The sequence below is a fragment of the Phenylobacterium sp. Root1290 genome (assembly GCF_001425305.1).
GTDB lineage: Bacteria > Pseudomonadota > Alphaproteobacteria > Caulobacterales > Caulobacteraceae > Phenylobacterium.
The window spans coordinates 1-12964 of record NZ_LMEE01000003.1; the positions used below are offsets into that span (position 1 = coordinate 1).

17 protein-coding genes and 1 tRNA gene are annotated in these 12964 nt (G+C 67.8%); 10 read left to right on the plus strand and 8 right to left on the minus strand.

Features of this window, described 5'->3' with window-relative positions:
- The first annotated feature begins 20 nt into the window (after positions 1-20).
- Positions 21-97 (plus strand) — tRNA-Met (locus ASC79_RS14705).
- 128 nt (positions 98-225) lie between these two features.
- On the opposite strand, the gene ASC79_RS14710 is transcribed toward ASC79_RS14705, so the two are convergent.
- The 3 genes from ASC79_RS14710 to ASC79_RS14720 are packed head-to-tail and all read right to left on the minus strand — an operon-like array spanning position 226 to position 2730.
- Positions 226-1542: a lanthionine synthetase LanC family protein gene (locus ASC79_RS14710; protein ID WP_056023049.1), complete on the minus strand. Its 1317-nt coding sequence runs from the start codon at positions 1540-1542 to the stop codon at positions 226-228.
- Positions 1543-1582: 40 nt separating this feature from the next.
- Positions 1583-2323: a TylF/MycF/NovP-related O-methyltransferase gene (locus ASC79_RS14715; protein ID WP_056023045.1), complete on the minus strand. Its 741-nt coding sequence runs from the start codon at positions 2321-2323 to the stop codon at positions 1583-1585.
- 50 nt (positions 2324-2373) lie between these two features.
- Positions 2374-2730, minus strand: a complete 357-nt coding sequence (locus ASC79_RS14720) for a hypothetical protein (RefSeq protein ID WP_056023042.1) — start codon at positions 2728-2730, stop codon at positions 2374-2376.
- A gap of 229 nt (positions 2731-2959) precedes the next feature.
- Between ASC79_RS14720 and ASC79_RS14725 the strand changes: the two genes are divergently transcribed.
- Positions 2960-3634 (plus strand): DUF1013 domain-containing protein, encoded by a 675-nt coding sequence (locus ASC79_RS14725; protein WP_056023039.1) that lies wholly within the window; start codon positions 2960-2962, stop codon positions 3632-3634.
- A gap of 167 nt (positions 3635-3801) precedes the next feature.
- Here ASC79_RS14725 and ASC79_RS14730 read toward each other — a convergent pair whose 3' ends face one another.
- Positions 3802-3975: a DUF465 domain-containing protein gene (locus ASC79_RS14730; protein ID WP_056023036.1), complete on the minus strand. Its 174-nt coding sequence runs from the start codon at positions 3973-3975 to the stop codon at positions 3802-3804.
- A gap of 132 nt (positions 3976-4107) precedes the next feature.
- Here ASC79_RS14730 and ASC79_RS14735 point away from each other — a divergent pair, with 132 nt between their 5' ends.
- Genes ASC79_RS14735 through ASC79_RS14745 form a run of 3 tightly spaced genes read left to right on the plus strand, consistent with a single transcriptional unit; the run spans position 4108 to position 5422 of the window.
- Positions 4108-4701, plus strand: coding sequence for a UbiX family flavin prenyltransferase (locus ASC79_RS14735; RefSeq protein WP_056023033.1), 594 nt, complete (start codon positions 4108-4110; stop codon positions 4699-4701).
- A 4-nt stretch (positions 4702-4705) separates the two neighbouring features.
- Complete coding sequence (locus tag ASC79_RS14740; protein ID WP_056023030.1) at positions 4706-5152, plus strand: TIGR02444 family protein; 447 nt, start codon at positions 4706-4708, stop codon at positions 5150-5152.
- Positions 5153-5203: 51 nt separating this feature from the next.
- Positions 5204-5422 (plus strand): YdcH family protein, encoded by a 219-nt coding sequence (locus ASC79_RS14745; RefSeq protein WP_056023027.1) that lies wholly within the window; start codon positions 5204-5206, stop codon positions 5420-5422.
- 16 nt (positions 5423-5438) lie between these two features.
- Here the strand turns inward: ASC79_RS14745 and ASC79_RS14750 are convergent, their stop codons facing one another.
- Positions 5439-5804: a VOC family protein gene (locus ASC79_RS14750; protein ID WP_056023024.1), complete on the minus strand. Its 366-nt coding sequence runs from the start codon at positions 5802-5804 to the stop codon at positions 5439-5441.
- 78 nt (positions 5805-5882) lie between these two features.
- The gene (locus ASC79_RS14755; protein ID WP_056023021.1) at positions 5883-6611 is read right to left on the minus strand and encodes a GGDEF domain-containing protein; all 729 of its coding nucleotides are present in this window, start codon (positions 6609-6611) and stop codon (positions 5883-5885) included.
- A gap of 126 nt (positions 6612-6737) precedes the next feature.
- Between ASC79_RS14755 and purE the strand changes: the two genes are divergently transcribed.
- Positions 6738-7229 (plus strand): 5-(carboxyamino)imidazole ribonucleotide mutase, encoded by a 492-nt coding sequence (gene purE / locus ASC79_RS14760; RefSeq protein WP_056023018.1) that lies wholly within the window; start codon positions 6738-6740, stop codon positions 7227-7229.
- An 8-nt stretch (positions 7230-7237) separates the two neighbouring features.
- Positions 7238-8317 carry a 5-(carboxyamino)imidazole ribonucleotide synthase gene (locus ASC79_RS14765; RefSeq protein WP_056023015.1) on the plus strand — a complete coding sequence of 360 codons (1080 nt, stop codon included), beginning with the start codon at positions 7238-7240 and terminating at the stop codon, positions 8315-8317.
- A 42-nt stretch (positions 8318-8359) separates the two neighbouring features.
- Here ASC79_RS14765 and motA read toward each other — a convergent pair whose 3' ends face one another.
- Positions 8360-9229, minus strand: a complete 870-nt coding sequence (gene motA / locus ASC79_RS14770; RefSeq protein ID WP_056023012.1) for a flagellar motor stator protein MotA — start codon at positions 9227-9229, stop codon at positions 8360-8362.
- A 125-nt stretch (positions 9230-9354) separates the two neighbouring features.
- Here motA and ASC79_RS14775 point away from each other — a divergent pair, with 125 nt between their 5' ends.
- Complete coding sequence (locus ASC79_RS14775; protein WP_056023700.1) at positions 9355-10680, plus strand: MFS transporter; 1326 nt, start codon at positions 9355-9357, stop codon at positions 10678-10680.
- An 8-nt stretch (positions 10681-10688) separates the two neighbouring features.
- Here ASC79_RS14775 and ASC79_RS14780 read toward each other — a convergent pair whose 3' ends face one another.
- On the minus strand, positions 10689-11963 hold the full coding sequence (locus ASC79_RS14780) for a lytic murein transglycosylase (RefSeq protein WP_056023009.1): 1275 nt from the start codon (positions 11961-11963) through the stop codon (positions 10689-10691).
- A gap of 166 nt (positions 11964-12129) precedes the next feature.
- Between ASC79_RS14780 and ykgO the strand changes: the two genes are divergently transcribed.
- Positions 12130-12255: a type B 50S ribosomal protein L36 gene (gene ykgO / locus ASC79_RS14785; protein ID WP_056023006.1), complete on the plus strand. Its 126-nt coding sequence runs from the start codon at positions 12130-12132 to the stop codon at positions 12253-12255.
- A gap of 10 nt (positions 12256-12265) precedes the next feature.
- The gene (locus ASC79_RS14790; protein ID WP_056023003.1) at positions 12266-12871 is read left to right on the plus strand and encodes an HAD family phosphatase; all 606 of its coding nucleotides are present in this window, start codon (positions 12266-12268) and stop codon (positions 12869-12871) included.
- The last annotated feature ends 93 nt before the right edge of the window (positions 12872-12964 follow it).

Below are 12964 nucleotides of genomic sequence, written 5' to 3' on the forward strand. Positions count from 1 at the left end.
ATACACAATCAACACCCTGACGCGGGGTGGAGCAGCCCGGTAGCTCGTCAGGCTCATAACCTGAAGGTCACAGGTTCAAATCCTGTCCCCGCACCCAAACATCAAGCCCCCTGGCGTCAGCTCGGGGGCTTTCTTTATGCCTGCGTCGGTCCTGAGGGCGCCGTCACGCCGCAAGCGCCGCCGAAGTGATTGGCGGGCGCTCGCTCCGACGGACGTCTTGAGCGCCTAGGACGCGGCCGGCTCCATGCTTGGCCAATCGGGCATGGCGAGCTTGACCGGCCGGCCCGCGAGGGCTCCATCCAGGTGCTGCAGGAAACTGGCGATGCCAGCCGCACCCTGCATGTAGCCCGTCTGCGCCTGAAGGAAATCGGGCCGGTCGCGGTGTTCGGCCTGCCGCCAGAGACGCTGGCCGTCTTGGGCTTCGCTGGCGTCGAGGATCACTTCCGCGCAGCGTTTGGCCAGGTCGAGATAGCCGGCCTCGCCGGTTCGTCGGGCCAGCAGCAGCGCGAACTCGCCGACGCCGGCGTCGCCGCAGCACTGACCGTGATTGTTCCAGAAGCCGGCCGACCTCGCTTCCGGCGCGCCCGCGCCTTCGATACCGGCGACCAGCTGGTCCAGGCCCTCGCGCCAGAGCGCGTCGCCGGTGACAGCGTGCAACTCGAGCAGCAGGCGGCCGGTGCCGGCTGGACCATGGCAGGCGCCGAGATAGAAGATCGGCTTGCGGGTGTCTTCGTTATGGCAGACCAGCCGCCCGCCCTTGTCCCCGACCGGATGGCTGCGGCTCATCGCGTAGCGCGCCGCGTCCTTGGCCGCCTCCAGGTATCGCGGCTCGCCGGTGGCGCGGTGCAATTGCAGCAGGGCGTAACCGACGCCCGCGCCGCCATGCGCGAAGTTGGGCGCCGTGAACTGGAACGGCATGTCGGCCATCATGCGCCAGCGCAGACCGTCGGCAGTCGGCTCGGCCACCTCGAGCAGGCGCTCTCCCGCCGCGATCGCCAGCGGCAGCGCGCCGGCGTCGAGTCCTTCCTGATGCGCATAGAGCAGCGTCAGGATCACGCCCGCCGCGCCGACGGACTGATCGTAGATTTCCCGATCGCCAGTGAAGCCGGTGATGTCGGAAAAGGGCATCGGCTCGATCCAGCCGACCCCGCCGCCCAGTTTCACGGCGCTGTCGGCGATCTTGGCCAGGCAAGCGGCCGCGCCCTCGCGGAAACGTTTCGCGCCGGTCGCCTTGGCAAGCTCTCCCAGTACGAAGACATAGCCGCCCCAACCGGTCGACGAGTTGACCGAGAGGTCCACGAGCGTCGGCAGCAGCGCCAGGATCTCGTCGCCGGCGGCGATCGCCTTCTCCATCAGCGAGGGATCTGCGGAATGGGCGTGCAGTTCCAGCAGCAGCAGGATGACCCCGCCGGCGCCGTGATAGAGCGTGTGGGCGGGGCGCGCCTTCGGGTGGTCGTGGCTGCGCCACACCGCAGCGCCGGGCGCGCGCTGCGCCTCGATGAAGTTCAGCGCTTCGAGAGCCGCTTGCCCGTACCTGGTCATCCACCCGTCCTCTTTTTTCAGAGGCTAGCGGTCGGCTCGCCTAGAGGCCAGCGCGGAACACCCAGTGCGGCCAGACCTGTTCCGAATGCAGACGGCGTTTCATGACCAACTGTTCGACCGCCTCGGTGGCGCCGATGCAGGACGGCGTGTCGGCGTCGTCGTAGACGACGTAGCCGCCACGCGACATCAGCGGCCAGACAGCATCCTGCGCGTACTTCACGCCCGAATAGATGTCGCAGTCGATGTGCGCGAGCCCGAAGCTGGGGCGATCGCGCTTGATGGCCGGGAAGGTGTCCTGGAAGAGGCCCTTGACCACGACGAGATTGGTCAGGCCCAGCGCGTCGCGGCGCTCGACCAGGGCGTCGTAGGAGCTGTCCCCGAAATCTCCCGGCCCATGCAGGTCGCGACCGGCGTCGGTCGCAGGCATGCCCTCATAGGTGTCGCAGGCATAGACCTTGGCGCCTGGCGCGACGTCCCAGAGGACGCGGGCCATGAACAATGCATTGCCGCCGCGATAGGAGCCGAACTCGATGACGTCCTTGCCGTCCAGCCGGTCGTAGAACGAGGTTAGGATCAGGAACAGGTTCATCCGCTTGGCCTCGACCATCACCGACCAGTGGGCTGAGGCCTCGACGCCGGCCTGATAGAGCGGGTGCCGGGCGACGAGGTCTGCGACGCCGGCGTGCATCAAGCCCCAGCCGCGCTGATAGCCGTCGTGGGCCGAGCGTCCGCCGACGATGGTCTGGGGCGTGCCAATCGCAGGTAGTGAAATGGCTGTCATACGCCCATTGCTAGGGGGCTTCCCGAAGATCGGCAATCGCTGTTCCGTGACTATGCGGTGGCCGTGTCGTAGGTCCGCCAGGCGCTTGAGCAGCGCTTGGCCCTGGAAGCACGGCGCAGGTCGTTCAAGCGCGCTTCCAGCTTGGCCGAGGCGACAGGCGGCGCCGCGCCGAGCGAGGCCGGAAAGAGATAGGCCTGCGCGGTCTCGCCCTCGCGGGCCGACCGCTGGCGTCTGGTCGTCGACATGAAGGCCCGTTCGGTGAGGGCGAGTTCGGCGGCGATCTCCCGACAGGACAGGCGACTATAGTCTGTCCGCGGGCCGGCGACGGCGGCCGTTCGCTCGGGTGTCGTTGTCGTGCAGGCCGACAGCAAAGCTGCAGCGGCGATCAGCAGGACCGCGCCTCTCATCCTGGAGCCCTCCCTGAAGGGTCGTTGTTGAAGAGACTTTGGCATGGCTGCCGCAAATGTCTTCAGGGAACATCCCGGCTGCGATCATTTGCTTGTGCGGCGCGCGCGTCAGCCCGCCAGGTGCTTGAGGATTGTCGTTTTCTTGGGCGCAGAACGGGCCTATATGTGCCTCTGCTTGATTGCACCGCCCGGCCGAAAGGCCGGGCGCCGTCATTTTGGAAAGACCGTCATGACCGAGATTCTGATGCCGAAGGCGACCGCCGTGTGGCTGGTCGACAATACCTCGCTGACCTTCGATCAGATCGCCGACTTTTGCGGCCTCCATCCGCTGGAAGTGAAGGGCATCGCCGACGGCGAAGTGGCGCGCGACATCCGCGGCGCCGACCCGATCGCCAACGGCCAGCTCTCGCGCGAGGAACTGGATAAGGCCCAGGGCAACGACAAGTATCGAATGAAGGCTCAGAAGAGCCGTCACGCCGAACTGCTGAAGCCGGTGAAGAAGGCCCCGCGCTACACTCCGGTGTCGCGCCGCCAGGATCGTCCGGACGCCATCGCCTGGTTCATCCGCAACCACCCGGAAGTCGCCGACAGCCAGGTCGCCCGTCTGCTGGGCACCACCAAGGCGACAATCGACCAGGTCCGCAACCGGAGCCACTGGAACTCGACCAACATCAAGCCCGTGGACCCGGTGACTCTGGGCCTGGCGACGCAGATGGAACTCGATGCCGTCGTGAAGAAGGCGGCCGAGAAGAAGGCCAAGGACGACGCCCGCCGCGGCATCGTCGACGGCCCGACCCTGGAGCCGGCGTCCGAGACGGGCGCGGCCAGCCCCATCGAGCAGGACGATCAGCCCTATGAGGCTGAGCCGCCGCACTTCGACGACGAGGACGGCGAAGAGGACTGAGGATCGAACGGGGGCGGGTTTCCGCCCCTTGTTCTATCTGTCGGCAGTAGAGCGGCGCATACGCGCAGGCGACCCTGCCGATCGCCTCCGGGGACCCGTGGAGACGGTCGATCAGGGTCGACTGGCGTCCGGCCCCGCCCCGCGCGGACGAAGAAGGAAGCCGCGGCTTAGTGCGCTTGCGCGCCCAGAGCCTCGATCTCCTCCTTGAGCTTGAGCTTCTTGAGCTTCATTTCCTTCAACTTGGTGGCGTCTGCGGCCGGCCTGTTCGCCTCCTCCTCGATCATCCGCTCCAAATTCTGGTGGCGGGAACCAAGTTCACGGATGCGGGCTTCGACGGCCATGACGTGTCATCTCCTTGTCGAACAACTGTCTCAGAGAGTGAACACCCGCTGGTCTGGCCTGTCAGATCACATATGTTTGCAGTGGGCTGGACGTCGCCCAAGCCTTGAAAGCGACGTTGGAGTGACAAGGGCATGAGCATACCCACGCGCCTCGTAGTCGGCGTTTCCGGCGCCAGCGGCGTGGCCTACGGCCTGCGTGCGCTCGACGCCTGCCGCGAACTGGGCGTGGAAAGCCACCTGATCTTCTCCAAGGCCGCGGCCCTTACGCTGGCCCAGGAAACCTCGCTCAGTCTGGCTGACGTCAACGCCCGCGCCGACGTCGTGCACAAAGTCGGGGATGTCGGGGCCTCGATCTCGTCCGGGTCGTTCCAGACGCTCGGCATGATCATCGCGCCCTGCTCGGTGCGCACGATGAGCGAGATCGCCACGGGCGTGACGTCGTCGCTGCTGACCCGCGCCGCGGACGTGACGCTCAAGGAGCGACGGCCGCTGGTGCTGATGGTGCGCGAGACGCCGCTGCACCTGGGCCACCTGCGCACCATGGTCCGGCTCGCCGAGATGGGCGCTGTGATCGCCCCGCCGCTGCCCGCCTTCTATGCAAAGCCGGCCAGCCTCGAAGAGATGGTCGATCAGTCGGTCGGGCGGGCGTTGGATCTGTTTGGTTTGTCGTGGAAGCCGGTGAAGCGCTGGGGCGAAGACCTCGGCCCGCTGACGGGGGAGGCCTAAGAGCATGTCGTTGTGGGGATGGACGCTGGAGGCCTATGCGCGGCCCGGCGTGGCGGAGACTTGCCTGCTGCTGCAGGACGAGCATGGCCAGAACACCTCGTTCCTGCTCTGGGCCGTTTGGGCCGAAGGGGCGGACGAGGCGGCGCTGCAGGCCGCAGCGCGGTCGGGGAAGGTCTGGGACGCCCAGGTGCTGCAGCCGATCCGGGAGATCCGGCGCACCCTCAAGTCGCCGTTCGACAAGGTCGACGACGGCGCGCGCGAAGGCCTGCGCGAGGACATCAAGGCTGCCGAACTGCGCGCCGAGCGGGTGCTGATGGAGGCCTTCGAGGCGCTGAGCGAGCATCGCCGCGGCGGTCGGCCGGCGCTGGCCGCGCTGCAGGCGGCGTCGCGCGCCTGGGGCGATGCGGCGCCTGACGATGCGCTGGCTCGTCTGGCGAGCGCCCTTAGCTAGGCCGTTAACCGCCGCCATGGCATATGGGTGGCCCGTGGGGCGGGTGAGCGTATGAACGACGACGACAGAAACGATCCGGAGGCGAAGCTGGCCGAACGCCTGCACGCGCTCTCGCAAGAGCACGCCGATCTTGGCGTGGCGGTCGATGCGATCGCCCAGGCGCTGGTGCCCGACATGATGGTCATCGCCCGCCTGAAGCGGAAGAAGCTGGCCCTGAAGGACGAAATCGAGCGTCTGAAGGATGAACAGACGCCCGACATCATCGCCTAGCGAGAACCGGCCCTCGTCACCCCATCTTGAAGGCGCAGAACTTGTTGCCGTCCAAGTCGCGGAAGTAGGCGCCGTAGAAGGTCGGCAAGCGCTTGCCCGGCTGGCCGTCGCACGTGCCGCCGGCGGCCAGAGCCGCGGCGTGGACCTGGTCGACAACCTCGTGCGACGGGCAGGCCAGGGCGACCATCATGCCGTTGCCGATCGTTGCCTGCTCGCCGTCATACGGCTTGCAGACGGCCAGGGCTCCGGCGCCCGGCGCGCCATAGAACTGGATGCGGTCCATGCCGAAGGACCGCGCGACGCCCAGCGGCGCCAGGACGGTGTCGAAGAACGCCTTGGACTTTTCGAAGTCGTTCGCGCCGACAGTGGTGTAGCCGATCATGGTGTTTCCCCTTTGGTAGCTTTCGCTGGCCGCTATCTAGCAACCTGACGCGCGCGTCACCGAAGGGAATATCAGCCCTTAGCGCGGAACGGCGCCGCGGGCCTCGCGCTTGCGGATGAACATCGCCGCGTCGGCTTCGGCGACCAGGGCCTCGGCGTCGAGCTCGGTCGAGATCTCCCGCACGCCGAACGAGATGTGCAGCGGGGCGGTCCATTCGCCGAACCGGATCGGCGTCGCCTCGATCGCCTCGGCCAGCGACAGGGCCTTGGCCTCGGCGGTCTGGCGGTCGGCCTGGGCCAGGATCACCGCGAACTCGTCGCCGCCCATGCGGCCGACGATGTCGCTGTCGCGGACATTGGCCGCCAGCCGCTCGGCGACCGCGCAGAGGCAGGCGTCGCCCGCCGCGTGGCCGTATCGGTCGTTCACCGCCTTGAAGCCGTCGAGGTCGAAGTAGACCAGGCTGGCGGGCGAGCCGTAGCGCTGGGCGAAGGTGCGGATGCGGGCCAGCTCCCGGACGAAGGCGCGGCGGTTCAACAGCGGCGTCAGCGGGTCGCGGTCGGCGAGGCCCTCGACCTCGCGAAGCTTGGCCTTGAGCCGCGACACCTCGCCGCGCAGGTCGTCGATCTCGGTCAGCAGGGTGGTCAGGGCGCCGCGCACGGGCGGCGTCATGTCGGTCTCGCCCAAGCCCAGGAACGCGGTCTGGTCGGTCGGGCCTGCCGCCGCGGCGCTGGACTGCGCGCTGGCGTGAAGCAGCGCTCGCTTGCGGATCGCCGAGAAGGGTTCGGTGCGCGCGCCGGTGATCTTCATAGAGCCTCTCGCCCACCACAGAATCGGCAGGGAACCTTAAGCGTTGAGAATCCTGAACGTCCTTGGTTGCGGGCGCAAGGGCGGCGCCTATACTCCGCGCCTTTCCGAGATAAGGGGCACGTCGGAATGAGCGTAGGCAAGGCGCAGGTCGCCATCATCATGGGCAGCCGGTCGGACTGGCCGACCATGAAGGCCGCCGCCGACAGTCTCGACGCCTTGGGCGTGGCTTACGAGGCCAAGGTGGTCTCCGCCCACCGCACGCCCGACCGGATGTACGCGTTCGCCAAGGGCGCCAAGGCGGCCGGCTTCAAGGTGATCATCGCCGGGGCCGGCGGGGCCGCGCACCTGCCCGGCATGACCGCCTCGCTGACCGAACTGCCGGTGCTGGGCGTGCCGGTGGAATCGAAGGCGCTCAAGGGCATGGATTCGCTGCTGTCGATCGTGCAGATGCCCGGCGGCATCCCGGTCGCCACCCTGGCCATCGGCGAGCCTGGCGCGAAGAACGCCGGCCTTCTTGCCGCCCAGATCCTGGCGCTGTCGGATGAGGCCCTGGCCCAACGGCTGGCCGAACTGCGCGCCCGCAACAGCGCGGCCGTCGCCGAAACCGTCGAAGACTGAGAAAACACATGACCGCCTCTCCTCTGCCCCCCGGCTCGACGATCGGGATTCTCGGCGGGGGTCAGCTTGGCCGCATGCTGGCGCTGGCCGCCGGCCGGCTGGGCTTCGACGTCGCCATTCTGGATCCGGAGCCGAACGGCCCGGCCAGCCGCGTCGCCGCCCACACCATCGTCGGCGCCTATGACGACCCCGTCGCCTTGGCCGAGTTGGCCAAGGTCGCAGACGTCGTCACCTTCGAGTTCGAGAACGTGCCCGCCGCGGCGGTCGAGCAACTGACCGCCCAGGGCGTGCTCGTCGCACCCGGCGCCCGCGCCCTGGCGGTCGCCCAGGACCGCGTGGAAGAGAAGACCTTCCTCAACGGCGCCGGCGCGCCGACCGTCGCCTTCGTGGCCGCCGACGACGCCGAGGCCGCCCGTGAGGCGGTGGCGACGCTGGGCGCGCCCGCGCTGATGAAGACCCGGCGCGAAGGCTATGACGGCAAGGGCCAGATGTGGGTCGAGCATGCCGCCGACGCGCCCGCGGCGTTCAACACCGTCGGCGCCAAGCCGGTGATCCTGGAGGCGCCCGCCGATTTCGTGCGTGAGCTCTCGGTGATCGCCGCCCGCGGCCGCGACGGCGAGATCGCCGTCTATCCGATGGCCGAGAACCATCACGAGAAGGGCGTGCTGCGCCGCTCGTTCGCGCCGGCCGAGGTCGGCCAGGACACCGCAGGGCAGGCCGAGCGCATCGCCGCGCAGGTGCTGACCGCCCTCGACTATGTCGGGGTCATCGGCATCGAGCTGTTCGAGCTGAAGGACGGCAAGCTGCTGGTCAACGAGATCGCCCCGCGTGTGCACAACACCGGGCACTGGACCATGGACGGCTGCGAGGTCGACCAGTTCGAGCAGCACATCCGCGCCGTGGCTGGATGGCCTCTGGGCCCGACCCACGCCCACGCCAGGGTCGAGATGCTGAACCTGCTGGGTAAGGAGGCCGACGCCTGGGCCAAGCTGGCCGGCGAGCCGGAGACCCGCGTGCACCTCTACGGCAAGCGCGACGCCAAGCCGGGCCGCAAGATGGGCCACGTAAACCGGCTTCGGCCGCTTTGATCGGTTAGAGCCCGGTCGTCCCCGCGAAGGCGAGGACGAGCGTTACGCCTCGGCCGGGATCGCCGAGAGCGCTTCTTCCAGTTCCAGGAAGCTCGGCTGCGCGCCCGACGGGACGCTGCCACGGCCGATTTCGACCGAGATCTGCGCGGCGTTGCCGTGCAGGTGGGCGACCAGCACCGACTGGATGATCTTGTAGAAGGAGCCTTCCTCCTCGATGATTTCCTTCAGCCGGGCCGCGAAGGGGCCGACCAGGCCATAGGCCAGGAACACGCCGAGGAAGGTGCCGACCAGCGCGCCGCCGATCATGCCGCCCAGGACTTCCGGCGGCTCGGTGATCGAGCCCATGGTCTTGATGACCCCGAGAACGGCCGCGACGATGCCCAGGGCGGGCAGGGCGTCGGCGAGGTTCTGCAGGGCGCCGGCCGGGGCCAGCGCCTCGTGGTGGTGCTTCTCCAGCTGCTTTTCCATGGCGTCCTCGACCTGGTGCGGGTCTTCGAGGTTCATGGTCATCATCCGCAGGGTGTCGCAGATGAAGTCGATGGCGAAGTGGTCCTTCATGATCTTCGGGAAGCGCGAGAAGATCGTGCTCTCCTTCGGATTTTCGATGTGGCTCTCCAGGGCGATGACGCCCTTGGACTTCATGGTCTTGGTCAGCAGGAACAGCAGCGACAGCAGGTCGCGATAGTCCGAGGCCTTCCACTTGGGGCCGGCGAACACCTTGCCGAAGCCGCCCAGCGACGCCTTGATGACAGGAACGGAGTTGGAAATCAGGAAAGCCGCGACGCCCGCGCCCCCGATCGCCATCATTTCATGGGGCAGGGCGTGCATGATCACGCCCATGTTGCCGCCCGAGATGATGTAGCTCCCGAACACCAGCGCGAAGAGCAGCACGATGCCGATAATCTGAAACATTGGAAGTGGCCGTCCCCGCGGAATTCACGGCGGAGCATGGCTGTTAATGCTTAATGCCCGGTGTGCGCGGCCCTTGTGCGCTTTGAGGTTTGCGCATCCTGTCGGCGCGGCTTAACAGCCCTTTCATGCCCAAGTCCGCCGAAGAGCAGGAAGGCCTGCCCAAGAAGACGTTCGCCATCATCTTCGGCGTGTCGCTGGTGACCGCCATGGGAAATACCGGGATGATCTCGGTGCTCCCGGCGATCGGACGATCGATCGGCATTCCCGATCCGATGGTGGCCGCGATCTTCTCCCTCTCGGCGCTGCTCTGGGCCTTCTCGTCGCCCTGGTGGGCGCGGGCCTCCGATCGCCATGGGCGTAAGCCCTTGATGCTGATCGGACTCTCGGGCTTCATGTTCTCGATGATCGCCTGCGCCCTGGTGGTGATGGCCGGGCTGCACAAGCTCGCCGCGCCGATGGTGATCTTCGTGCTCTTCCTGTTCGCCCGGGCGCTGTTCGGCCTGTTCGGGGCCGCATCCAACCCGGCGACCCAGGCCTATGTGGCCGAGCACACGCCCCCGGAAAAGCGCACCCAGTCGATGTCCAGCCTGGCTGGCGCGTTCGGCCTGGGCACCGTCATCGGGCCGTTCATCGCGCCGCTGTTCGTACTGCCTTTCGTCGGGCTGTCGGGGCCGATGCTCGGCTTCGCCGTGCTGGCGGGCGCCATGCTCTTCGTGGTCTGGAAGTTCCTGCCGGAAAGCAAGCATATGCCGGTCGCGCCGGTGAAGGCCGAGATCGCCAAGGACGCCACCGGCGGCGACGCGACCAAGGAAAAGCCGATGTGGCGCGATCCGCGCGTCACGCCGTTCCTGATCTACGGGTTCATCGTCGCGGTCTGCCAGACCGCCCAGGGCCAGACCCTCGGCTTCCTGATCATCGACAAGCTCCAGCTGTCGCCGCTCCAGGCGCAGGGCTTCATCGCCATCGCCATGATGTTCGGCGCCATGGCCGGACTGCTCGCCCAGTGGGGCATCATCCGGATGTTCGAGATGACCCCGCGCCAGCTGCTGCGCTGGGGCGTGGCCGTCGCCGCACTCGGCAACGTCATCGTCGCGTTTCAGCCGACCTACGGCGCTGTGGTGGCCGGCTATGCGATCTCGAGCCTAGGTTTTGGCCTGGCGCGGCCGGGCTTCACGGCCGGCTCCTCGCTGGCGGTCGGCATGCACGAGCAGGCCCGCGTCGCCGGCGCGATCGCCGCGGTGAATGGCGTCAACGTGGTGCTCGCCCCGTTCTTCGTCTGGCTCTACGAGCGGATCGCCCCGGCGCCGTTCGTGCTCTGCGGCGTGCTGATGGTGCTGATGTTGATCTACGCCTTCCGCAATCCGCAGCTGCGCAACGCCCACCCGCAGCCGGCGACCCGCGCCGACGCGGCCATGGCGACGTTGGAAAAGAGCGACGAGGGCGGCGTCTAGGCCGCCCCTCAGTTCGGCAGCGCGCCAGCCTCGACGTTCAGGCGCCGCACCATGTCCATCGACAGATAGCCGTCGGCGATCAGGCCGCGCGACTTTTGCCACGCCCGCAACGCGGTGCGCGTGTTGACCCCGACCACGCCGTCCGGGGCGCCGGGGCTGAAGCCCAACTTGGCCAGGGCGGTTTGCGCGCCGATGCGGTCGCCGATCGCCAGCGGCGTCTCCACGGGCCAGGGCCTTACCAGCGGCGCGCCGCCCGCGAAGGCGTCGGCCAGCAGCCCGATGCCGAGCGCGTAGGCGGTGGAGTTGTTGTACTTGCGGATCGCGAAGTGGTTCGGGAACAGCAGGAAGATCGGCCCGCCCGCGCCGGCCGGGGCGACCAGCATGGCGGGGGCCTGCTCTGCGGGCGTCCAGGGGCGTCCGTCGGCGGCCTTGACCCCCAGGCCCTCCCAATACGGCGGCGGCTCCTTGGGGCCTTCCGTCAGGCTGTAGTCGAAGCCGGCCGGCAGGGTCACTTCGCGCGCCCAGGACTGGCCGCTCACCCACCCGCCCTTGGCCAGCAGGTTGGCGGCTGAGGCCAGGGCGTCGTTCGGCGAGCCCCAGATGTCGCGTTTGCCGTCGCCGTCGCCGTCCACGGCGGTCGAGATGTAGTTCGATGGCAGGAACTGGGTCTGGCCCATCGCCCCGGCCCACGAGCCCTTCAACTGGGCGCGGCCGACCTCGCCCGACGAAATGATCTTGAGGGTGGCGATCAACTCGCCTTCCGCCCAAGCTCTGCGGCGGCCGTGATAGGCGAGGCTGGCCATCGAGCGGACCACGTCGAAGTCGCCCTGCACGGCGCCGAAAGCGCTTTCCATGGCCCAGACCGCGATCAGGATGTCGCGGGGCACGCCGAAGCGCTGCTCGATACCGGGCCAGAACGGCAGGTCGGCGCGGTAGCGCTGGCCGCGGGCGATGCGGTCGGCGCTGATCACGCCTTTTACATAGTCGCCGATCGGCTTGGAGAACTCCGGCTGGGCGGAGTCCAGGCTGATGACCCGCGGATTGGGCGTCAGCCCCGCGAGTTCGCGGTCGATAAGCTCGCCGGACAGGCCCGCGGCCACGGCCCGGCCGCGGAACTCCGCACGCCAGGCGTCATAGCCCGCGTCGCCCGTCGTCGGGGGCGGCGCGGGGACTTGTGGCGGCGGCGTGGGCGTTGGAGCTGGCGCAGGGCCGCTCACGGGCGGGGGAGGGGCGGGGCCGGCGCAGCCGGCGAGGAGCAAGACAAGAAACAGGCGACGGTCCATAAGGAGCAGCCTAGCCGTGCCCCGGCCGACCCTCAATCACAAGGCCGCGAGGGGGGCGTAACCACTTCAGCACGGCTGCGGCGTTGACTCTTCCAGCCCCGACCCGTATACGCGCCCGCTCTGTAGAAACCCCGCCGGACCCCGTCCGGAACCTTGAGATAGGTCCATGAAGGTCAGAAGCTCGCTTAAGTCGCTCAAGACTCGCCACCGCGACTGCAAGCTCGTGCGTCGCAAGGGCGTGGTCTACGTCATCAACAAGACCGACCCCCGCTTCAAAGCCAAACAAGGCTGAGGCGACGAGGATGGCTCCCAAGGCCGTCCTCTGGGACATCGGTAATGTGATCGTGCGCTGGAATCCGCGCACGCTTTACCAAGAGATTTTCAAGGAACCGGCCGAATGCGACCGGTTCCTTTCTCATGTCTGCAACATGGTCTGGCACGTCGCCCACGACCTCGGCGTGACCTTTGCGGACAACCGCGCACCGCTGCTGGAGCGCTTTCCCGAGTACGCCGACGAGATCCACGCCTGGGAGACCCGGTGGTGGGACATGTTCTCCGGCCCGATTCCCGAAACCGAGGCCGCCATCGAGGCGCTGCACGAGGCCGGGGTGCCGCAGTTCGGCGTGACCAACATGTCCCATGAGACCTTCCCCGGCACGATCGCCATGAGTCCGGCCTTCGCGCGCCTTTCGGACTATCTGGTCTCGGCCGATGTTGGGCTGATCAAGCCGGACCCGGCGTTCTACGCCCTGGCCTGCGAACGCTTCGGCCTGAAGCCGGCCGACGTCCTGTTCTTCGACGACTCGGCCGCCAACATCGCAGCGGCCCGCGACTTCGGCTTCGACGTCCATCACTTCACCGACCCCGCAGACGTCCGGCCCGCCCTGGAGACGCGCGGACTTCTCTGACCCTCGGACGCTCTAGGGCCAACAGCCTCTTGCCAAAGATATGAATGTTAGTTCACATTTGTATCAATCAAGGGGCCAGCAGGGCTCTGGGAA